Below are 21,893 nucleotides of genomic sequence, written 5' to 3' on the forward strand. Positions count from 1 at the left end.
ATTCGGTAATCCTTCTCTTTTCTATTTCTTTACTACAGAACATGACCCAATTATTGAATAGCATGATCGTGTTTTCGAATGAGATTATTATTTCTTTTCAAAAGTAGTAATAAAAACACTACATACAATAAGAATACCACCAATAAAAAAGTTGCTGCTCAATGTTTCGTTTAATAGTAACCAACCAAGCAACGATCCGACGATAGGTTGGAAGAAGAAAAATAAGGAACCAATGCTGGCGTCCATTAATTCTAATCCTTTATTCCAAAGGAAAAAGGCACCTGCAGTTGAGACGATTCCTAAATAAAGTACGCCTAATATTACATATAGGGTCATATGTTCAATTGGGTTTGATTGAAATTCCCATACCATAAAAGGTGTAATAAAAAAGAGTGAAAAGAATATAGCGTACGTTGTAATCACTAAAGATGAAAATCGAGCTGAAGCAATTTTTACATAAATAGATAGTAAAGCCCACGTAATAGCTGCCCCAACTAATATGATTGTACCGATAAAATAGGAGCCAATTTCAATATCCCATCCGATTACGATAATGACACCGATTGTCGCTATGATGGTAGATAGTAATCTACGAGCGGTTAGTTTTTCTTTTAAAATGATCGCTGCAAATATAACGATAAATGCAGGTGTAGCTGATGTTACTAAAGATCCTGTATGAGCGTCGGATAATTTTGTTCCGATAAATTGACAAGTGATCGAAATGAAATATCCGATAAATCCAATCCAAGCGAATAATAGCCAATCTTTTTTACGAATGGTTACTATTTTCTTTTGCTTTTTCTCAGTAATTTTTAAAATCATATACAAAACAACAAAAGCAATGATAAAGCGTAGCCAAACGAGTGTTAGTGGTGGGATAAAGTCGAGTACATATTTGCTAACAACATACATACCGCCCCATATACTAGCTGCTAGTGATAAACATATAGCTCCTAAAATTGTTTGTTTCATGTAAAGTACCTCCGTCTATTTTTAGGGTATGATGAGTCCCTAAGACGAGGCATAGTGCACGTGTTATATGAATGCCCGTCTTAGTTTATAGACGGCCTACAGGTTGATCGTTTTCGAATGAAGTGTTGTAGTACATGTGTATTCCCCCTTCTTAAGTTATAATGATATTATAACTTAATTTTCTGATTATTGGAGGCTGTTATGAAATATATCGTGATAAAATCACATATTAGCAATTATCCTGATCCAATTCGCTTAGAAGAGGGGGATGTAGTGAAAATGATAGAGAGTTACGATGGTCCTGAAAATTGGGGAAACTGGATGTTTTGTCACGAAGAGAAATATGACCGGAAAGGATGGGTTCCGGAGCAACTTATAATGAAAAATACAACTGATGTAGGAATCATTACGAAACAATATACTGCCAAAGAATTAAATGTAAGTATTGGAGAAAGATTGATTGGATTAGAAGAATTGAATGGATGGGTTTGGTGTGAAAAAACAGGTGGTGAGGATGGCTGGGTACCGAAGGGAAACTTACAAAATATTAGTAATACTATTTGGTTATTAATATAGGAAACATATTTTTAGTTTATGAGTATATTGGTTGTAGGATGAAAAATAGATTAATAGAGAAAGAGGAGATTATTATAACTACAACCGTTATTTCTCATTTTTATAACGAAGAGTATTTATTACCGTGGTGGCTTGCTCATCATACGAAACTGTTTGATCATGGTATTTTAATTAATAAAGGCTCAACAGATCGTTCGGTGGAGATTTGTAAGAAATTCGCACCGCATTGGGAAGTGCGAGATTCTGTAAATCCAGAGTTTGATGCATATGCGACGGATCATGAAGTGATGAGGGTAGAACAAGAAATACAAGGATGGAAAATGATTTTAAATACGACTGAGTTTCTTTGTGTGCAAGATAAAAATCAGTTTTGGAAATTACTAAATGAATTGGGAGGGAGGATGTATTGGCTAGAAGGGCTTATTATGGTTGATGATCCTAACTACAGTTATCCGGACCTTAACTTTGGACTCCCTTTAATGAAACAGCGATTTCATGGTTATTTACCAGAAGATTGGCCGCTATGGAGAAGAGGTAGATTTATTCATAATCATGAACACGGAAGTTATACAGTTGGAAGACATTTATCCGCGCATGAATCTATGATTTATCCCCCTCTTGCTTGTATATTATGGTTTGGATTTAGTCCGTGGAACGATGCGATGAGAAAGAGAAAGTTACAAATTGGTCCGACTCTTTCTGAAGCTAGTAAGCATGGGGGAATGGGTACACACCATATTATTACGCTGGAAAGATTAGAAGAATGGTATAAGGAATTAGCAAGAGGGACGAAGGATTTACGTTTTAGTGATGCGTACCGTTATGCTTTTGTATAAATGATTCCCACCATGAAATTGTTTCTTCGATTCCTGTATTTAGATCGTATGTCGGTTTCCAGTTTACTTCAGTTTTTAAACGTTCTACATGAACCCCGACAAATAAAGGTTCATCTTTAGAGAAAGGGATTGCACCCAGTTTAATTAAGTGCTCTTTTCCTATCTTTTTCGCAATGATAGATGCTAATTCTTTAATTTGTACAGATTGACCAGAAGCGATATTGATTGTGCCTGTAACGTCGTGTTCTAATATCGTTACGAGAGCATGAGCGACGTCGCTCACATGGAGGAAATCTCTTGATTGTTTTCCATGTGTACATAGTGCCTCCTCATTTTTTAATAAAGAAGTGATAATGTTAGAAACGAGCCGGTTCCCTTGTTCATGAGGGCCATACATATGAAAAATACGGCTCCAACACATGCTGAGGCCTGATTGCTCAGCGTACGTTTGTAGCCAGGAGTGTAGTGCATTTTTACATAATGAATACGGGGTTTTATAAGAAAGAAGCGGTGAATCTTCAAACAATACACCGTTAAACCATTCATACTCTGCGCCAGTACCGGCAACGACGACTCGCTTTCCGCCGCATGTTGTGAAGTGTTGAATCAATGAGATACTAGACGTAAGCCAATAGTAATTATTGATAGATACATAACACGCTGGCGGCACTGCTTCCCAAGCTAAATGAATGAGATGACTAGGCTTCATGTCGTAAATGAGTTTTTTTACTTCTTCATCGCAAAGTAAGTTGACTTTATGCCAATGGCAAGAAAGATGGGAAGGCTTATTTGTATTGTAAGTGGCGTGCACTTCATAGCCCTTTTGAATAAGAGAATGTACAACATATTTACCAATCCATCCGCTACCGCCTGTTACAAGGATTTTTTTCATGGCTCAATTACCTCAACTTCTGGTATTGTTACTAAAAATTTGCCGCCCCACTCACGAATGAAAGAGCATTCTTTCATAATCTCGTCTTTTAAATTCCAAGGAAGTATAAGAATGTAATCAGGTTTTGTACGTTTTATTTCTTCTGGAGATTTTATTGGAATGCGGGTTCCTGGTAGAAGGAGATTTTGTTTATGAGGGTTTTTATCTACTGTATAAGCTAGAAATTCTTTTCCTATCCCGCAATAATTTAAAAGGGTGTTTCCTTTAGCTGGCGCACCGTAACCGATAATTTGTTTGTTTAAAGCTTTCGCTTCGATAAAAAACTGTAAAATATTTATTTTCAATTGTTCGATGCGTTTAGAAAAAAGGAGATAACAATCTAATGTATTTAGCCCGTGATCCACTTCTTTTTGGATTAATTTTGTAACACTAGAATGGATAGTTGATTCGTCACTATGATGTTTTACAAAAATACGTAAGGAACCACCGTGCGTTGCAAGTTCTTCTACATCGACAATTTGTAAATGATGGTGAGATAAAACTTTTTGCAGGCTTATAAGTGAGAAATAGGAGAAGTGCTCATGGTATATCGTATCAAACTGTTTAAAGGATATGAGATTTAATAAGTGCGGGAATTCAATTGTTATTGTTCCGTCTTGTTTTAATAACGTTTTTAAACCTGCCACAAAATCATGTAAGTTCGGAACGTGTGCTAATACGTTATTAGCAATGATTAAATCTGCTTGCGGTAATTTTTTTGCTAAGTCGTTGCTGAAAAAATTCACTTCAGTAGGAATTCCTTTTTGGATAGCGATTTCTGCTACATTTTTTGCTGGTTCAATTCCTAACGTTTCGATATGTTCTTTTTGAAAGTATTGTAATAAGTACCCGTCGTTACTCGCAATTTCAACCACCTTTGAATGTTTCTTTAAGCGGAAGCGCTTAATCGCCATTTCTACATATTGTTTAGCATGCAGTAGCCAGCTTGATGAGTAAGAGCTAAAGTATAAATAGTCATGAAAAATATTGTGCGGAGATTCAAATTCATCTAATTGTACGAGTAAACAAGAGTGACAAACAAATGTGTGCAATGGATAAAATGGTTCCATTTTATATGAGTTTTCTGGAGAAACAAATGAGTTAGCGAGAGGAGAAACACCTAAATCTAAAAAAGTATTGCTGAGTAATGAGTGGCAAAAACGGCATTTTTTCTGTTCCATTTTATAGCCCCCTTATAAATTTTTGAATGCATCAATTTGTTGTCGCGTGAAAGATTCGATATTTTCACCAGATGCATATTTTTTGTACCAATCAACAGTCCAAGTGATAGCCTTATCTGTTGATAACTTAGGAGTCCAGCCGAGTTTAGTTACTGCTTTTGTACTATCAAGTGTTAAAACAGGCGATTCATAAGGAGTGTTTGTAGGGGGGGAAGTGATTGTTAGTTGTTTATTCCATAATTTTATTACAGATTGAATGACATCATGAACGGTTCTGTTAGGTTCGTTCAACGGGCCGAAATTCCATGCTTCTGCATATGCAGCGTCTGTCCAAAGTTTTTCAGCTAAAAGGATATAGCCGTGTAAAGGATCTAATACGTGTTGCCACGGGCGAATAGCCTTTTTGTTTCTAATCGTTAATGTACCATCTTGTAAATATGCACGAATGACATCTGGGAATAATCGGTCTTCTGCCCAATCCCCACCACCGATGACGTTACCTGCTCTTACTGAGGCGAGTTTCTGAGTATTAGTGTGGAAGAATGATTTTTGATAGGATGTTGCCACTATTTCAGCGCAAGCTTTACTAGCACTATAAGGGTCGAAACCTCCTAGCCGGTCAATTTCCACGAATGCCCGGTTACCGCTCCCGTCATTTTCATAACATTTATCACTTGTAACATTAATGATGCCACGTATACTTTCTATATGTTTTGCAGCTTCCAATACGTGAACAGTGCCTAAAACATTCGTTTTAAATGTTTCGATAGGATCTTTGTATGAAGTGGTGACGATTGGCTGGGCAGCTAAATGAAATAGTATGTCAGGGTTATGATGTTTTAGGGCGTGTAATAAAGAATCGTAATCTGTAATGTTGCCATGAATTGTTATGCACTCTTTTGCTACGTTACATTGTTCAAAAAGATTAGGAATCGATGGGGGATGAGAAGAAAAGCCAACTACTTCTGCACCTAAAGAAGTTAAGAAAAGGGTGAGCCAAGAGCCTTTAAATCCAGTATGTCCCGTGATAAATACTTTTTTCTTATTCCAAAAAGATGAAGAAGCCATATTACCAAACCTTCCACGGAGCGTTATTACTTTCCCATAGCTCGACTAATTTATTTTTATCGCGCAATGTATCCATCGGATGCCAAAAACCAGTATGTTGATATGCTGATAGTTCGTTTTTGTTTACTAACTGAACTAAAGTGTCTGTTTCAAAAACAGACTTATCTCCACTAATGTAATTGAAAACTTCAGGGTTTAAAACGAAAAATCCACCGTTAACCCATCCGCCATCCCCGAGTGGCTTCTCTTGAAAAGATGTTACAGACTGTTTATCTAATATGAGAGAACCGAATCTACCAGGAGGTTGTACGGCGGTAACAGTTGCCATTTTTCCATGTTTTTTATGAAATGCAATAAGTTCTTTTATATTTACGTTACTTAATCCATCGCCATAAGTGAGGCAGAAAGGTTCGTCTCCAACAAAATTTTGAATCTTTTTCACTCGTCCTCCCGTTTCTGTATTTACACCAGTATCGATTAGTGTAACTTTCCACGGTTCTACACGATGAGAATGGCTAGTAATTGTATTATCCTTTAAATGTATCGTGAAATCTGACATGTGTAAGTTGTAATTTAGAAAGAACTCTTTAATTGCATATCCTTTATACCCTAAGCAAATAATAAACTCTGTAATGCCGTAATGGCTATACAAACTCATAATGTGCCATAAAATAGGCTTTGTTCCAATTTCAATCATAGGTTTCGGTTTTAAATGTGTTTCTTCCCCAATCCTTGTCCCATATCCACCAGCAAGAATAACAGCTTTCATTTTTTCCTCCTAAAATAAAAATTTATAATATATACAGTATTCATATTGTATACAAATGGTTTTGTTTTTGACTAAGTGCGTAAAAATGTGTGAAGCATGATCGGATGAGAAATATTAAGATTTGAATTTAGGGAATAATTGTTGATACTCAGGGTGATTACGTAGATCCTGTGTTGCATTAGTTAACATTAAAAATCGAGCTTCGAGTTCTTCAGAGGACCGACCATATTGTTTTTGAAGTCCCATTCGAACGCCCTTTTTTGAAAGGGTGGGTGTAATTTGTAATTTTCTTGCCTTTGTATGTTCGTTCCAAGGGCTAAAATAAAATTTGAAAATGAATGAAGGGGAGTTATAAACGACATGTTGATGCCGCGTAAAATGTCTGCCTGGTAAATATGCGCCATCAAGATGATTGTGTATAAATCTCCAGGCGCAGCCGATTTCTGGTTTATAAGGAAAAAGACCATGGTATCGTTGTTCTACTAAAGGAATGGAATATCTTAGTTTTGAATAATTGTAATCATGCTTATCAATCATGACAATCATTCTAATCGCATACATATTTTGGCCTAACGTATGAAGTGATGAGAAAAATTCTTCTACATTGTTACAGCAAAGAAATTCTGTAGTATTTAATACCATCTTCCAACCTGAAACTTCTCTTTCAATTTCCATTACTTCAATGTCAGTATTAGTGGGATCGAATTCAAGGAATCTTGAATCTCGTACTTCCCAGTGGGGAGCAAATAATTTACAAATTTCAACTGAACGATCTGTAGAACCTCTATTAATTAAAATACCGTGATCGAATATTTTCGTGTGATGCATAAGCCACCATGGAAGTAGGTATTCTTCATTATAAAAATGAGAAATAAGTGTCTTTCTCATGTTAATCATCTCCTATACAAGCAATCATTATTAATAGGATATGTTTTTTAATAAGAAAGGTTAAAAGTTGCAGACAATGTAGTGATGAAGTAATAGTTTAGTAATTTTCTTGTATAAGTGTAGATTACTTGTATGGAATAATAATAGGGCGGGTCTTGGAATTTTGTATAAATTATGAATAATAAACCGTCACGTTTGACTGTACAGTTTATGTATTGTATGATGTTAGTAATATAAACAAGGGGGGAAGATCGTTGGGAAGGTGTATCGAATCGGACAGTTGGCTCTCATGGCTCACGTGTCGAAACGAACGATTGATTATTATACGAATCTAGGTATCTTAAAAGCGGAGCGATCTCAATCTAATTATCGCTATTACGACGAAACAGCATTTGAAACATTACAATTTATTGAGAAGTGCAAAGAAATGCATATGCCGCTTTGTGAGATTAAAGAGAAAATCGAGGAGAAGAAGAAGCTGCTCGGTATCAATGAACACGTTTCGAAACAAGTGAATGAAGTGACAGACCATATTCATCGATTAGAAGCAGAGTTAACAGAGTTAAAGCCGCTTTTAGATGGATTGACTGATTCACAACGTGAAAAAATATCGAAATCTTTATCTGGTCAAACGACAGCTTTAATACAGACACTTGCTCTATTATTATAGAAAAAGTGAAATCCGACCTCTTTAATTTTTGTATCGGGCTATGTTTTCTAAGAAAGAAATAAGAAAACATTATAGTATACAGGAGGTGGACACCTTAGTTTTTTAACTAAGGGGATTCATTGGAAATATTTAATTTAGTCATGGTTGCGATTTTAATCGCATTTACTGGATTTTTCGTAGCAGCTGAGTTTGCGATTGTAAAAGTACGTTCAAGTCGTATTGATCAGCTTGTTGCAGAAGGAAAACGCGGTGCTTTAGCAGCGAAAAAGGTAACAACAAATTTAGATGAATATTTATCTGCTTGTCAATTAGGTATTACAGTTACAGCTATGGGATTAGGTTGGTTAGGTGAACCGACAATTGAAAAGTTATTACACCCGTTATTTGAGAAATGGAACTTAAACCCTTCTATTTCATCAGTATTAACATTTGGTCTTGCTTTTATGATTATGACGTATTTACACGTTGTAGTAGGAGAATTAGCTCCGAAAACGATGGCAATTCAAAAGGCTGAAAGGGTAACGTTATTATTGGCAGGTCCATTAATGATGTTCTACAAAGTAATGTATCCATTTATTTGGGTATTGAACGGTTCAGCGCGTGTTGTAACTGGCTTATTCGGTTTAAAACCAGCTTCAGAACATGAAGTAGCTCATACAGAGGAAGAATTACGCCTTATCCTTTCAGATAGCTATGAAAGTGGCGAAATTAATCAGGCTGAATACAAGTATGTAAATAACATTTTTGAATTTGATAATCGTATTGCAAAAGAGATTATGGTACCGCGAACAGAAATCGTTGGTTTCTACCTGGAAGATTCAGTAGAAGAACACATGAAAGTAATCCAAAATGAGCGATACACACGTTATCCGATTTTTGGAGAAGATAAAGATGATATTATCGGTATGGTCAACGTAAAAGATTTCTTTATTCGATATATGACCGAGGATCAAAAAGATTTATCATCAATTCGCTCGTATATGCGTCCGATTATTGAAGTGATGGAAACAACTCCAATTCACGATTTATTACTTCAAATGCAGAAGAAGCGAATTCCGATGGCTGTTTTATATGATGAGTACGGAGGAACAGCTGGAATTGTAACGCTTGAGGACATCTTGGAGGAAATCGTCGGCGAAATTCGTGACGAATATGATGAAGATGAAGCACCACCAATTCAACATGTGAACGAGCAGCATATCATTGTTGATGGAAAAGTGCTTATCTCAGAAGTGAAAGATTTATTTGGATTACACATTGAAGAAGATGATGTGGATACAATCGGTGGATGGATTATGATGCAAAATCATGAAATCGAAGAAGGACAACACGTTGAGGCGGAAGGTTATGAATTTAAAGTGTTAGAAAAAGACGCTTACCAAATTAAACGTGTTGAAATTCGTAAGATGGAACAAGAACAAGAAGAAGAGAAAGCAGCAACTGTGTAAGTTGCTGCTTTTCTTCTAAAGTACAAAAAATGAGAACTTAGGAGCGGATATTTTGATTCAAGAAGCCTTACGTGTATATCGATTACAATTGTATGTGATCTTTAGTGGTTTACTACTTATGTGGACGATTACTCCGTTTGGAAAACAAGTAACAGGGTTTGGAATTGGATTAGCTGTAAGTGCATATTGTCTTTGGCTATTAGCTCGCAGAATAGAGAAAATAGGGAAAAGTATCGTAATGAAAGAAAAGGCTCCTGGATTAGGAGTTTTAAACCGATTTGCAGCTGCCATTTTAGGAGCTATCATCATGTATGAAATTGAGCATGAAATGGAAATGTGGGCATTTGGTACAGGCATTTTAGGTGGTCACTTTTTAATGATTGCGAATTTAGCTTATGCAAATATGCAGTTAGTGAAAGAAGAAGAGAAGAAAAGGGAACATACTTCGAAAAACATAGAGCTATGATGAGAGGGACCTAATACGGTTCCTTTTTTATTTTATTGAAATGATACAAGTAACCAAATTAACGACAAATATAATACGCTTCTTTTTTACGTTTTTCAATAGTATGAAAAATAATAAAAAAAATTTTAAAAACCCATCGATTTCTAAAGGTTATGTATGTTATCATGACAAAAGACTTTTTGAAAGAGGTGGATACCAATGTTACAAGCGCTACTTATTTTTGTGCTTCAAATTATTTACGTTCCCATTTTAACAATTCGTACGATTTTGCTTGTAAAGAATCAAACAAGATCCGCTGCTGGCGTAGGATTGTTAGAAGGAGCTATTTACATTGTCAGTTTAGGTATTGTGTTTCAAGATTTATCAAATTGGATGAACATCGTTGCCTATGTCATTGGCTTTAGTGCAGGACTGTTATTAGGCGGTTATATAGAGAATAAATTAGCAATTGGTTATATTACGTATCAAGTTAGTTTACTAGACCGTTGTAATGAATTAGTAGATGAATTACGTCACTCTGGATTTGGCGTTACCGTATTTGAAGGTGAAGGTATTAATTCCATACGTTATCGCTTAGATATCGTTGCAAAGCGCTCTAGAGAAAAAGAACTGTTAGAAATTATTAATGAAATTGCACCGAAAGCCTTTATGTCTTCTTATGAAATCCGTTCATTTAAAGGCGGATATTTAACGAAGGCGATGAAGAAAAGAGCGTTAATGAAGAAGAAAGATGAACATGCATCGTAAAAAGAGAAGTAGTGCTGCATGAAAAGCGCAGTATAAGTCCAAATGTAAAAGAGAGGAATCTATTTTGATATAGATTCCTCTCTTTTTTACTGTTAATTGAAAAACTAAATCGTATAATTATTTTTTTTACTCATTCTCAAATTAATGATTAGCCAAATAATTTGAAAAAATACAGGTATGATAAACGCGATTAATATAACGATAAGTGATATGGATTTAATTTCGGGTGTTTGAATAACACCAGCACCATCAACATCTCGTAGCCAAATAATAGCGGCCCATATTCCAAAAACGATAATCCAAAATAGGTTACCAATCCACCAAGAAATCCATCGTTTTTTCATGTTAACACTCCTTATATGTATCCACTGTTAAAAGTATATTTTCGTTCGTTACATTTATAATGAAACAACTTTAAAATTAGTTTTTAACTGTATATCTAACTTGTTTGAAGGTGACTATTTCTCCATCATCATTATCATCTTTCGTTTGCAAAAGTTGAACTTTTGGTTTGTAGTCCGTCCTATGAGCGTGTTTGATATCTTTAATGTTAAGCTTGTAGGATTCATCATTCTTTATCTTTTGTTCCAACACTTTTTTATTCGCAACATAAATAAAAGTCACTTTATTTTCATCAATGCCCTCGGTCTTAATTTCTAATTCATTATCTTTTGTTGTAATCGTTGGTGTTAATAATTCTATACTGCCGTTTCCAGTTTCTAAAGAATGTTCTGCAATAGCTGAACATCCGGATAATATGATTCCGGTGAATAGAAGAACAATTAATTTCTTTTTCATAACATCCCCCCGATTCTATGTGATTTTTGATTTTGGCATTGTTAGACTGCTAGTGTGGAGTGTAAATGTTTAGATCGTACTCTTATTAATTGTACCATAATATGTAAATTAAAACAGGTTATCTATCCAATTTAAGAGAGATTGAAAAGTTTACTTATTGTTGAGTATCAGTATTTTTCTAGTAGGTCTATATTTTCTCTAGAGCCCTTCTTTTTTATATTTAAAATATGAAGTGAAATAAAACCTATAAGCCCTATTCCGCCGAAAATAAGCCAGGTTGTATACATTCCGTTTAAGTTGGATGTAAACCATGTACCGGTATAATTACCGATGATAAAACCAAATGCGAGTGATAGTTGATAAAATCCGAAGAATGTAGCTGTATATGATTCATTACTGTAATTTGCAATAGCGATATCAGCGTTAGGTAACACGAGTGTTTCACCAATTGTAAAGAAAATTACACAAATAAATAGCCAATATGGGTGTTGAAATAAAGGTATGAGTAAAAAGGAAATACCCATTAATAAAATACCGTATTTAATAAATGAAAGCGTGTTGTATTTGTGGAATAGTTTTCGGAATAACACCATAAATATGACGCCTGTTATTGCATTTATCGTAATGACTAATGTAGCAAGTTGATTGCTATTACTAATGTTTTTCATATGAAGTGGAAGTGCGACAGTAAGCTGAGTAAACATAATATAGAAGAAAATCATGATAAAGGAAAACAGAAGAAAAGACTTGTTTTGTAAGATGGCCTGTATTCCTAATGTAATAGACGTGTTTTCAGTAGTGACTTGGAAGTGATTTTTAAGTAAGTAAAAGATTAAAGCAAATATCAGCATAAGAGATCCTGTTAGAGAGAAAGCATAGATTGGATCGAGTAAGAGTAAAAACCCTCCTGCAATTGGTCCGATTATTGCACCGCAATTAAAGCTAAGGTTTAAATATGTAAATAAATTTTTTCTCAAATGAGCTGGCTGTGAGCCAAATATAGCGCGAGCGGCAGGTTCGTAAAATGCTGTTCCGAAGCCAATAAGTGCAGAAGAAATAGAAATTGTATAGAAATCAGAGCATATTCCTAAAGCGATAAATCCGATTCCTCTCAAAAATAAACCGGCTACCATCATAATGATATAGCCTATTTTGTCAGCAATTAATCCTGAGAATAAAGGGATAACTCGTGATGTAATTATTATAACTGTCAACACTGTTCCGACTTGAAAAGTTGAAAAATGAAGAAAGGTTAATAGATAAATAGCTAAAAATGCGTATACTGCAAAATAACCAAAAGACATAAAAAATGAAGAAATAAGCATGAAACGTATCGGTGTTGAGAAACTTTTCATAGAAATCCTCCTAATTATGTAACCAGTAAAATTATTTGGTGGTTAACTATTTTATATTATAATTATACATAAAGTCAGAAAAAAGTAAATTTTAAGAAGAAGGTGGATCGAATTGAATCAAAACGCTCCAAATGAACTAGAATATATTCGGGAATTTTTAAATACATGGAGAATACCAAACGATACGAGAGAGCCAATTGATTTGCTGCAAACAGAAGAGGATATAAAGAAATTTATGAAAGAAACTTTTCATGAAGAGCTTCTATTTCATACGATAGAAGAATTAAAAAGTTTTCGAGAAGATATTCGGGCGGCAATTGAAGGTGAGGGATCATTGCAAAAGTGGTTAGAGGAATACCCATTTCATGTACATATAAAGGAAGATATGAAAGGTATTACATATGAACCAGTATACGAAGAGAATGTGTATACAAAAATATTAAGCATTGTGTTTATCTCGATTCAAGAAAATTTGTGGGGAAGGTTAAAAGCATGTCCAGATTGTCGCTGGGTATTTTATGATCATTCGCGAAACGGAAGCAAAAGATGGTGCGGTATGTATGCTGGTGAAGAAGGAGGCAGAGCATGCGGTACAATTGCAAAAGTGAAAAATTACCGAGCGAAGAGAAAAGGAAGAACGGGTTATAATGTGTAATTAATAGTAGGGGAAGAAAATGGATGGGGGAATGTAGCATATGAAAGGTACACAAATGTTAGCTTTAAATAAAAAGTGTTGGGATACAGTTGCACCTTATTTCTTTCAAGTGGATTGTTTACCGAAATATGGCCCGTATACAGCGTCTGAAGATGAGATTCATTTGTTCGATTCAATTAAAGGTAAAAGGTACTTGATATTGGATGCGGAAGTGGGCATTCGCTGCAATATATGGCGGAACATGGCGCAGAAGAATTGTGGGGACTCGATCTTTCGAGCACACAAATCGAAAAGGCACATAAAACATTACAGTCGTGGAATCCAAAGTTAATATGTGGAGCAATGGAAGAGGAAGTGGATATTCCGAAAGGGTATTTTGATATTGTATATTCCATTTATGCATTAGGTTGGACTTCAGATTTAAGAAAAACGTTGGAATTGATTTATTCGTATGTAAAGCCAGGAGGAAGCTTTGTTTTTAGCTGGGAGCATCCCGTATATTCAAACTTAATGTATGGAACAGAGGAGATTGCTTTCAGCTCGTCTTATCATGAAGAAACTCCTATTACGTTTGAAACATTTAAAGGGGAAAATGTACAAGCAACGTTATATAAAAGAAAAATGAGTACATACATAAATGAGTTACATAGAGCTGGATTTACAATTGAGAGAATAGAAGAGCCTGAACCATCGAGCTTGTTTGATGAAGAACTAGCTGAGCCGTCTACGAAATATTATTCTTTATATAAAGCTAGAATGGTGCCAACTACTTTTATTATTAAGGCGAGAAAGTAAAGTGTTTTATAAAAAGAAGCCTATCATTTCAAATAAATGAAATGATAGGCTTCTTTATTTTTAAGAAAATGAGGTCAAAGGTGTACTTTTCTTATAAAAATGCATTTCATATAAAAGGTGTAATTATTTTGGGGGAAGGGGGATTGTTGTGCGTCATCATAGAAAGTGCAAAAAATTTGGAGTGGCACTGCCTCTTCCACTTATAGGAGCAACTGGTCCAACAGGTAATAGTGGTCCAATCGGTCCAACTGGAGGGCATGAAGGTCCTGTTGGTCCTACAGGGGTGACTGGCCCGACGGGAGCAACTGGGCCTCAAGGTCCTCAAGGTATCAGGGGAATACAAGGTCCAAGAGGAACAACAGGAGCGCAAGGAATACAAGGAGCTATTGGTGATACAGGAGAGCAAGGTGTAACAGGTCCAACCGGCCTCCAAGGTCCTCAAGGATTAATTGGAAACCAAGGTCCAACGGGTGATAGTGGAGTACAAGGATTAGAAGGAATACAAGGAATTACAGGCCCAACTGGTAGTCAAGGTATACAAGGTCCCCAAGGGATACAAGGAGAGATAGGTGAGCGAGGACAAACGGGAGCACAAGGAATGCAAGGTGTGATAGGTGAAGCTGGTATTACAGGTGTAACAGGTCCTCAAGGTTCCCAAGGAGCGCAAGGAATACAAGGGGAGGATGGCACTACAGGTATACAAGGAGAAGAAGGTCCACAAGGAATACAAGGAATTACTGGAGAGCAAGGACACCAAGGTGATCAAGGGATACAAGGTGTAGTAGGCCCAACCGGTTCTACTGGTCCGCAAGGCCCTCAAGGTATAAGCGGAATAAAGGGAATAACAGGTGTAATAGGTCCGCAAGGTCCGCAAGGTATTCAAGGCATACAAGGGATAACCGGATCCACAGGTTTTCAAGGAGAAAAAGGAATACGAGGGATAACAGGAGCAACCGGACCCACTGGTACACAAGGTCCAGTAGGTCCGCCTGGTGGGCCTACTGGAACAACCGGTCCAATTGGTCCGTCTAGTGGAGTGACTGGTCCATCAGGTCCACCCGGTCCACCTGGGGGGCCAACAGGTCCAACGGGCGAAACTGGTGCGCGGGGTGTAACAGGGGGAACTGGTGCGATAGGAGCACAAGGGTTACAAGGAATAACTGGTCCACCTGGTCCTCAAGGTGGAAGAGGCGCACAAGGAGCTCAAGGTGTAGTGGGAGCAGTTGGAGTACAAGGTGCACAAGGTTCTCAAGGTAACCAAGGCATAACAGGGGCAACTGGTGTAGAAGGTCCACAAGGAATACAAGGCCCGCAGGGAGAAATCGGTCCAACGGGTGCAGAAGGTCCTAAAGGAGAGCAAGGTATACAAGGAGTAACAGGTCCAACAGGAGCACAAGGAATGCAAGGGTTACAAGGTATACAAGGTCCAACAGGAGTGGCAGGAGCTGCAGGAGCTCAAGGTGCACAAGGCATACAAGGCGCAACCGGGCCAGCTGGAGCACAAGGCATACAAGGTGCACAAGGAATCCGAGGAGAAACAGGGGCAGCTGGAGTACAAGGAATCCAAGGAGTTCAAGGGATACAAGGGATAACGGGATTGATCGGTCCTCAAGGTGCACAAGGTCCTCAAGGAGTGCAAGGAATAATAGGGCCGACTGGAGCTATTGGTTTGCAAGGACCTCAAGGAATACAAGGTATAGTAGGCCCAACAGGAGCACAAGGCTCTCAAGGAATGCAAGGCATACAAGGAATAACAGGTCCGACAGGTGCGCAAGGAATTAGAGGTCCCCAAGGGAATCTAGGAGAAAACGGGATAACAGGTCCTCAAGGGGTGCAAGGTGCACAAGGTATTGAGGGACCCAAGGGACCACAAGGAAATATTGGGGCTACGGGCGTAACTGGAGAAACAGGAGCGACAGGAGAAGTAGGGGCGACAGGAGCACAAGGAATACAAGGCGTTCAAGGGATTATGGGGATACAAGGAAGTACAGGAATGACCGGACCAACTGGAGCAACGGGAGTAACCGGGATACAAGGTTCTCAAGGTATACAAGGCCCACAAGGACCAACTGGAGCAAGAGGAGCGACAGGGGTTAGCGGTAGTGTAGGACCGGCCGGAGCGCAAGGTAGTCAAGGACCTATTGGAGCTGTGGGACCTACCGGAGCCACTGGTAGTGCAGGTTCAATAGGTTTCTTGGGAATAGCGGGAGCGACTGGAGCGACTGGTTTACCTAGCGGGGGCGGTTATTTCTTTTCTACTTCAACGAGTGCAATTGCAGCGAATGCGTTCATACCAATCAATTCCGGATCTACAGTTTTTGGTTCGGGTGTCAGTTTAACAAATGCAACAACTGTAACGTTAAGTACGCCGGGAATCTATTTAGTAAGCTATTATTTTCAAGGTGATCCAACTGCTGGAAATGAAACGATTTCAGTGAGGCTCACGTTAAATGGTACGCAAGTTGCGGGGAGTTTTATTTTTTATGTTACAGGAGGTACTTTTGTATTAGAACCAGCGATTTCTAATACGATGGTCATTAATGTTGTTTCTTCAAATGCTACTTTATCTTTACAAAATGGCCCATTAGCTATTGGTCATGTAACGACATTATCTGGTGTGATAACTGCTAGTTTAAATGTATTAAAAATAGTTTGATATGTTAGTTATAACGGGGGAGATGCTTGTGAGGGATCAAGATAAGTGTAGTAAGTTTCAAGCACCTATTCCTTTTCCAGCGTCAGGTATTACGGGGCCAACAGGTCCAACAGGTCCGACAGGTTCTTTAGGTGGACCAACTGGACCACAAGGAATACAAGGCGTACAAGGGCCAATTGGTCCAACGGGTCCGACAGGAATACAAGGAGTGCAAGGGGTGCAGGGAGAAAATGGTCCAACCGGCCCAACTGGTTTAACTGGACCACAAGGTTCTCAAGGTAATCAAGGACCTATGGGAGAACGAGGCCCACAGGGAATACAAGGTGTTCAAGGAATACAAGGCGAAAGAGGTCCGACTGGTCCAACTGGTATTCAAGGAATACAAGGAATTCCTGGCTCAATCGGTCCAACCGGTCCAACAGGAATACAGGGCGTACAAGGAGTGCAAGGAGAAATCGGTCCAACCGGCCCAACAGGAATACAAGGAATACAAGGAGTGCAAGGGGAAATTGGTCCGACTGGTCCAACTGGAAATACTGGTATACAAGGTGTGCAAGGTAATTTAGGAGGTAGTGGTTTACAAGGTGTAACCGGAATACAAGGAATACAGGGTCCGATTGGTCCAACAGGGCCAACTGGTTCTCAAGGAATTCAAGGGGAGCAAGGACCAATGGGTCCACAAGGGGAAACTGGTGTTCAAGGTTTACAAGGTCCCCAGGGAGAAATGGGGCAGGTAGGTCCAACAGGAATACAAGGAATACAAGGAGTGCAAGGTGTAATCGGTCCGACTGGTCCAACCGGTTTACAAGGTGATCCAGGTCCAACCGGCCCAACAGGAGCTACTGGGATAACTGGTCCGACAGGTTCTGCAACAGGCCCGACTGGAGCAACCGGTCCAACTGGTCCACCAGGAGGTCCAACTGGTCCAACCGGTCCAGCAGGATCACCAGGGGGTCCAACTGGTCCGACTGGAGCAACAGGGGCAACCGGAGCGACCGGAGCAACAGGAGCGACTGGAATTCAAGGGGTACAAGGAATCCAGGGACCGACCGGAGCAACTGGTGTAACAGGTTTGCAAGGAGTACAGGGACCAATGGGGGCAACGGGTCCAACGGGTGATCAAGGCATTCAAGGTCCACAAGGGATACAAGGAGTAACCGGTCCGACTGGTCCGCAAGGTCTACAAGGAATCCAGGGGCCGGTAGGAGCAACCGGCCCAACCGGCCCGCAAGGTGTGCAAGGGGTACAGGGGCCAATCGGGCAGGCAGGCCCACAAGGAATTCAAGGCATACAAGGTGAGCAAGGCGTAAGGGGAGCAACGGGTCCAACTGGTTTACAGGGGTTACAAGGAATTCAAGGCATACAGGGACCAACTGGCCCCCAAGGAATCCAAGGAGTACAAGGGCTAAGCGGCATAACAGGCCCAACCGGTCCACAAGGAATTCAGGGCATACAGGGACCTCAAGGAAATATAGGTCCAACCGGTTCGACTGGAATCCAAGGAGTGCAAGGTCCAGAGGGTCCAACTGGTCCAACAGGGGCAACAGGACCACAAGGAATTCAAGGTATACAAGGTCTACAAGGCCCAACCGGTCCACAGGGTATTCAAGGAATCCAAGGAATCCAAGGGCCTATTGGTCCAACCGGCCCAACTGGACCGCAAGGAATTCAAGGGATAACCGGTTCGACGGGACCAACGGGGCAGACTGGAGCAACAGGAGCGACGGGAGTAACGGGCCCTCAAGGTCCACAAGGAATTCAAGGACCACAAGGCGTAACAGGAGCAACCGGAGCAATAGGAGCGACGGGAGCAACAGGTCCACAAGGAATCCAAGGAATTCAAGGTTCGCAAGGGATAACGGGTCCAACGGGAGCAACCGGAGTGACTGGAATAACAGGCCCACAAGGAATCCAAGGAATCCAAGGACCACAAGGTGTGACGGGAGCAACCGGCGCAACAGGAGCGACAGGAGCGACAGGTGCAACAGGCCCGACAGGAATCCAAGGAATCCAAGGCATAACAGGAGCAACAGGGAGAACGGGAGTAACAGGCCCAACCGGAGCAACGGGTCCAACCGGCTTAACGGGAGCAACAGGATCATCTGCTATATCAACAGGTGGAGGCTATTTCTTTTCTACTTCAACGAGTGCAATTGCCGCAAATGCCAATATTTCAATTAATAGTGGATCTACAGTGTATGGAACAGGAGTATCTTTAACTAGCCCTACAACGGTTACTGTATCTACGACAGGGATATATTTAGTAAGTTATTATTTTCAAGGGGATGCAAGTGCTGGGAATGAAACGGTGTCTGTGAGATTACTATTAAACGGAACACAAGTAGCAGGGAGTTTTATACAAAATGTAACGACATCAACTGTAGTAATCGAACCAACCATTTCAAATACGCTTCTTGTGAATGTAACGAGTGCCAATTCAACATTAATATTACAAAATGGTCCGTTAGGGGTAGGGCATGTAACGACCATAGCAGGTGCAATTACGGCAAGTTTAAATGTAGTGAGAATTTTATAAGAAACATCAAAAACACAAGGAATGCCTTTTAGACACACCTTGTGTTTTTGATGTTAAATGAACCATTTCTTTATCTTTTCGGCTGAAAAATATGTTGAAAGAAGTATTTGTGATGTAAGTTATCTACAATTTTATTTGCTTGATATGTGCGATGTTGCTCGAGTCGAAGTCTTTGCTCCATCATTTTTATTGCGTGATCAGATAAACGTAACATTATACATTTCTCCTTTTCTATAAATATAGGTGACTTATTTGGTATCGATCCCATATTTATTATTAAGGAGGCAAAATGTGTAACATAGGCAAAAAGCACCTTCCTCTCCCATTACGCTTACGAGGTTAGCTGTCGGACTCGGGAAGTGAGAGTTTCCCTACTTAAATAAGATTCGCCCCAAGTAGCAAAGCTACAAAAATGGTTCCCCCGCTCCAAATTTTGGACTCAGCAAAAGGTTTTATAAAGTAAAAGATAACATAAATAAACCAATGAGTCAAACTATTTGTTGTTTTCTGATTTTTTAAGCGAAGTTAAAACCACTCCATCGGGTAATATGATCTCCTTTATTTCAATAAAGCCATGTTTTTTATATAAAGACAGAGCAGGGGTATTTTCTTTTCCTGTTTGTACAATATATGTTTTGGAAGGGGAGAACATGTCAAATACATAAAGTAGTAGTTTTGTTGCAATCCCTTTATGAAAATGATCGGGGGATACTACTAAACGATGAATATCTACTTCCTCTTCATCCATTTTAAAAGAAATAAACCCAGCAAGTGTATCTTCAAAAAAATAGCCGTAAAAAATTTCATCACAAGATTGAATATCGGCTACAGTATCATAAAGGCGAGGGATAGCTGTACTATTTATATATTTCGCCTCAATTTCATAAGCGGGTATTTGAATGCTTAAAATAGAAGTTGCAGTTTTGTGAGAAGTTGTTATTAATTTTTGAATCATAGAATAGAAACCTCCTTGTTGGCTGTATTTTCATAGATTTGACAAGATTTTTCTTTTTTGGATATAATAATTACATAGTTACACAATAAGTTAGTAGCTAAATTGAATTACACTATAATAGAAATGGAGGACTAAAGATGGGGTGGATTATCACATTAATAGTTGGTGCTATTATAGGTGCAATTGCAGGTTCTATTACAGGTAAAGACTTTCCTGCTGGCATGTTTGGAAATATAATTGCTGGTTTATTAGGAGCTTGGTTAGGCGGTAAATTATTTGGAGATTGGGGTCCATCACTAGGTGGTATTCATATTGTACCAGCTTTATTAGGATCAATTGTTCTCGTTCTTATTGTATCATTTGTAGTGAAAGCTGCAAGGAAATAAAGAGTTATATTATGATAAAAAGCCCTATATAAGGGCTTTTCATCATTCGAAGAGGTGGTTTTATTGGAGAAAGTAAGTTTAAGAAAACGAGATAAGTTGAAAAAATTTTTTAGAGAACACAATTATTTAGCAGTGTTACTTGGGTTTGCATTATTGTTCATTAATATTTTATTACTAACAAAAATATCATTTGTTTTTACACCGTTTATCGTCTTTTTAAAAACAATTTTCTTCCCAGTATTATTAGCGGGCGTACTATTTTACATTTTGCATCCATTCGTTTCGCTTTTAGAAAAGAAAGGTGTTTCAAGAATCGTATCAATAGCCTCGATATACTTAATCGTAATTGGATTATTTGTGTTTTTAGTTTTAACGGTTATTCCAATTATTAAAGATCAAATTGATGCATTAATAGATAACTTACCGTATTTCGGTCATGAAATTGAACGAGCAGCACGTAGATTTGGGGAAAGTAATTTACTAGGAAAAATTCAGGAGAATTTAAATATTGATGTAGCGAGTATGGTAAAAGACTATACAGTTGATTTTACGAAATCTTTATCATCAGTAACAGGAAATGTAACTGGATTTTTAAGTACTATTACAGAGGTCGTTTTAACGTTTGTAATGGTTCCGTTTATATTGTTCTATCTTTTAAAAGATGGTGAGCAATTACCAAATCACTTTTTAAAGTTTATTTCAGAACAAAGACGACCAGCAGCGATGAGAATACTAGACGATATGCATTATGCGATTAGCTCGTATATTAGAGGACAAATTATCGTTAGCTTATTTATCGGTATTATGCTATTAATTGGTTACCTTATTATCGGTATTAAATATGCAGTACTACTCGCTATTTTAGCGATGATTGTAAATATCGTTCCGTACGTAGGACCAATTATCGCAATTACACCAGCGTTAATTATTGCGTTTATTGATTCGCCGGGGATGGTTTTAAAGGTAATTATTGTAATGATGGTTGTACAATTAGCAGAAGGTAAATTTATTTCTCCGCAAGTCATGGGGAAAAAGCTAGATATTCACCCGATTACTATCATTTTTATTATTTTAACTGCCGGAAATTTATTTGGAATTATGGGGATTATTTTAGCAATTCCAGGATATGCGATACTAAAAGTGTTAGTTACGCACGGTTATCGATTTGTTAAGTTGAATACGTAGGAAAAAGAGCTAAAACAGTA

The 21,893-nt window shown here is 38.4% G+C and carries 22 protein-coding genes, 1 pseudogene and 1 riboswitch; of the genes and pseudogenes, 12 read left to right on the forward strand and 11 right to left on the reverse strand.

Annotated elements, in window-relative coordinates; all coding sequences use genetic code 11:
* Window positions 1-87 precede the first annotated feature (87 nt).
* Window positions 88-972: a DMT family transporter gene (locus tag FH036_RS00815; RefSeq protein ID WP_139895165.1), complete on the reverse strand. Its 885-nt coding sequence runs from the start codon at window positions 970-972 to the stop codon at window positions 88-90.
* A gap of 201 nt (window positions 973-1,173) precedes the next feature.
* Here FH036_RS00815 and FH036_RS00820 point away from each other — a divergent pair, with 201 nt between their 5' ends.
* Both FH036_RS00820 and FH036_RS00825 read left to right on the forward strand, forming a co-directional pair.
* Window positions 1,174-1,548, forward strand: coding sequence for an SH3 domain-containing protein (locus FH036_RS00820; protein WP_000875272.1), 375 nt, complete (start codon window positions 1,174-1,176; stop codon window positions 1,546-1,548).
* Between the two features lie 38 nt (window positions 1,549-1,586).
* Entirely contained in the window at window positions 1,587-2,384 is a 798-nt protein-coding gene (locus FH036_RS00825) for a glycosyltransferase family 2 protein (RefSeq protein ID WP_139895166.1), read from the forward strand.
* Here FH036_RS00825 and FH036_RS00830 read toward each other — a convergent pair.
* The 5 genes from FH036_RS00830 to FH036_RS00850 form a co-directional block, all read right to left on the reverse strand.
* Window positions 2,353-3,276: an NAD-dependent epimerase/dehydratase family protein gene (locus tag FH036_RS00830; protein ID WP_000723105.1), complete on the reverse strand. Its 924-nt coding sequence runs from the start codon at window positions 3,274-3,276 to the stop codon at window positions 2,353-2,355. The genes FH036_RS00825 and FH036_RS00830 overlap by 32 nt on opposite strands.
* Window positions 3,273-4,496, reverse strand: a complete 1,224-nt coding sequence (locus FH036_RS00835) for a class I SAM-dependent methyltransferase (protein WP_000435753.1) — start codon at window positions 4,494-4,496, stop codon at window positions 3,273-3,275. The genes FH036_RS00830 and FH036_RS00835 overlap by 4 nt, the downstream gene beginning before the upstream one ends.
* Before the next feature lie 12 nt (window positions 4,497-4,508).
* Window positions 4,509-5,564, reverse strand: a complete 1,056-nt coding sequence (gene rfbG / locus FH036_RS00840; RefSeq protein ID WP_139895167.1) for a CDP-glucose 4,6-dehydratase — start codon at window positions 5,562-5,564, stop codon at window positions 4,509-4,511.
* Window position 5,565: 1 nt separating this feature from the next.
* On the reverse strand, window positions 5,566-6,333 hold the full coding sequence (gene rfbF, locus FH036_RS00845; protein ID WP_001969081.1) for a glucose-1-phosphate cytidylyltransferase: 768 nt from the start codon (window positions 6,331-6,333) through the stop codon (window positions 5,566-5,568).
* 114 nt (window positions 6,334-6,447) lie between these two features.
* Entirely contained in the window at window positions 6,448-7,221 is a 774-nt protein-coding gene (locus FH036_RS00850; protein ID WP_139895168.1) for a glycosyltransferase family 2 protein, read from the reverse strand.
* 262 nt (window positions 7,222-7,483) lie between these two features.
* Between FH036_RS00850 and FH036_RS00855 the strand changes: the two genes are divergently transcribed.
* The 4 genes from FH036_RS00855 to FH036_RS00870 all read left to right on the forward strand — a co-directional run bounded on the left by FH036_RS00855 (window position 7,484) and on the right by FH036_RS00870 (window position 10,552).
* Window positions 7,484-7,891, forward strand: coding sequence for a MerR family transcriptional regulator (locus FH036_RS00855; protein ID WP_000285637.1), 408 nt, complete (start codon window positions 7,484-7,486; stop codon window positions 7,889-7,891).
* A 119-nt stretch (window positions 7,892-8,010) separates the two neighbouring features.
* Complete coding sequence (locus FH036_RS00860) at window positions 8,011-9,339, forward strand: hemolysin family protein (protein ID WP_000402271.1); 1,329 nt, start codon at window positions 8,011-8,013, stop codon at window positions 9,337-9,339.
* A 52-nt stretch (window positions 9,340-9,391) separates the two neighbouring features.
* Entirely contained in the window at window positions 9,392-9,805 is a 414-nt protein-coding gene (locus FH036_RS00865) for an ATP synthase subunit I (RefSeq protein WP_070806549.1), read from the forward strand.
* A 198-nt stretch (window positions 9,806-10,003) separates the two neighbouring features.
* The gene (locus FH036_RS00870; RefSeq protein ID WP_000938438.1) at window positions 10,004-10,552 is read left to right on the forward strand and encodes a DUF2179 domain-containing protein; all 549 of its coding nucleotides are present in this window, start codon (window positions 10,004-10,006) and stop codon (window positions 10,550-10,552) included.
* Between the two features lie 104 nt (window positions 10,553-10,656).
* Here FH036_RS00870 and FH036_RS00875 read toward each other — a convergent pair whose 3' ends face one another.
* From FH036_RS00875 to FH036_RS00885, 3 genes are all read right to left on the reverse strand, one after another.
* Window positions 10,657-10,896: a DUF3923 family protein gene (locus FH036_RS00875; RefSeq protein ID WP_000747689.1), complete on the reverse strand. Its 240-nt coding sequence runs from the start codon at window positions 10,894-10,896 to the stop codon at window positions 10,657-10,659.
* Window positions 10,897-10,972: 76 nt separating this feature from the next.
* Entirely contained in the window at window positions 10,973-11,350 is a 378-nt protein-coding gene (locus FH036_RS00880) for a hypothetical protein (RefSeq protein ID WP_000727887.1), read from the reverse strand.
* A 167-nt stretch (window positions 11,351-11,517) separates the two neighbouring features.
* The gene (locus FH036_RS00885) at window positions 11,518-12,705 is read right to left on the reverse strand and encodes an MDR family MFS transporter (RefSeq protein ID WP_000834876.1); all 1,188 of its coding nucleotides are present in this window, start codon (window positions 12,703-12,705) and stop codon (window positions 11,518-11,520) included.
* Between the two features lie 112 nt (window positions 12,706-12,817).
* Here FH036_RS00885 and FH036_RS00890 point away from each other — a divergent pair, with 112 nt between their 5' ends.
* From FH036_RS00890 to FH036_RS00905, 4 genes and pseudogenes are all read left to right on the forward strand, one after another.
* Window positions 12,818-13,360 (forward strand): CGNR zinc finger domain-containing protein, encoded by a 543-nt coding sequence (locus tag FH036_RS00890; RefSeq protein WP_001072929.1) that lies wholly within the window; start codon window positions 12,818-12,820, stop codon window positions 13,358-13,360.
* 40 nt (window positions 13,361-13,400) lie between these two features.
* A pseudogene (locus FH036_RS00895) lies at window positions 13,401-14,155 on the forward strand (class I SAM-dependent methyltransferase).
* A gap of 148 nt (window positions 14,156-14,303) precedes the next feature.
* The gene (locus FH036_RS00900; RefSeq protein ID WP_139895169.1) at window positions 14,304-16,811 is read left to right on the forward strand and encodes a collagen-like protein; all 2,508 of its coding nucleotides are present in this window, start codon (window positions 14,304-14,306) and stop codon (window positions 16,809-16,811) included.
* Window positions 16,812-16,833: 22 nt separating this feature from the next.
* Window positions 16,834-19,347, forward strand: coding sequence for a BC_3345 family exosporium-associated protein (locus FH036_RS00905; RefSeq protein ID WP_139895455.1), 2,514 nt, complete (start codon window positions 16,834-16,836; stop codon window positions 19,345-19,347).
* 70 nt (window positions 19,348-19,417) lie between these two features.
* On the opposite strand, the gene FH036_RS26945 is transcribed toward FH036_RS00905, so the two are convergent.
* Window positions 19,418-19,561 carry a hypothetical protein gene (locus tag FH036_RS26945; RefSeq protein WP_000945244.1) on the reverse strand — a complete coding sequence of 48 codons (144 nt, stop codon included), beginning with the start codon at window positions 19,559-19,561 and terminating at the stop codon, window positions 19,418-19,420.
* Window positions 19,562-19,659: 98 nt separating this feature from the next.
* A riboswitch (cyclic di-AMP (ydaO/yuaA leader) is annotated at window positions 19,660-19,802 on the reverse strand.
* A gap of 38 nt (window positions 19,803-19,840) precedes the next feature.
* Window positions 19,841-20,302: a GNAT family N-acetyltransferase gene (locus FH036_RS00910; protein WP_000615112.1), complete on the reverse strand. Its 462-nt coding sequence runs from the start codon at window positions 20,300-20,302 to the stop codon at window positions 19,841-19,843.
* A gap of 137 nt (window positions 20,303-20,439) precedes the next feature.
* Between FH036_RS00910 and FH036_RS00915 the strand changes: the two genes are divergently transcribed.
* Entirely contained in the window at window positions 20,440-20,688 is a 249-nt protein-coding gene (locus tag FH036_RS00915) for a GlsB/YeaQ/YmgE family stress response membrane protein (RefSeq protein ID WP_000539717.1), read from the forward strand.
* Between the two features lie 63 nt (window positions 20,689-20,751).
* Window positions 20,752-21,873, forward strand: a complete 1,122-nt coding sequence (locus FH036_RS00920; protein WP_000416969.1) for an AI-2E family transporter — start codon at window positions 20,752-20,754, stop codon at window positions 21,871-21,873.
* Window positions 21,874-21,893 lie beyond the last annotated feature (20 nt).

The sequence above is a fragment of the Bacillus sp. CD3-5 genome (genome assembly GCF_006349665.1).
In the GTDB taxonomy this organism is placed as follows: domain Bacteria; phylum Bacillota; class Bacilli; order Bacillales; family Bacillaceae_G; genus Bacillus_A; species Bacillus_A paranthracis.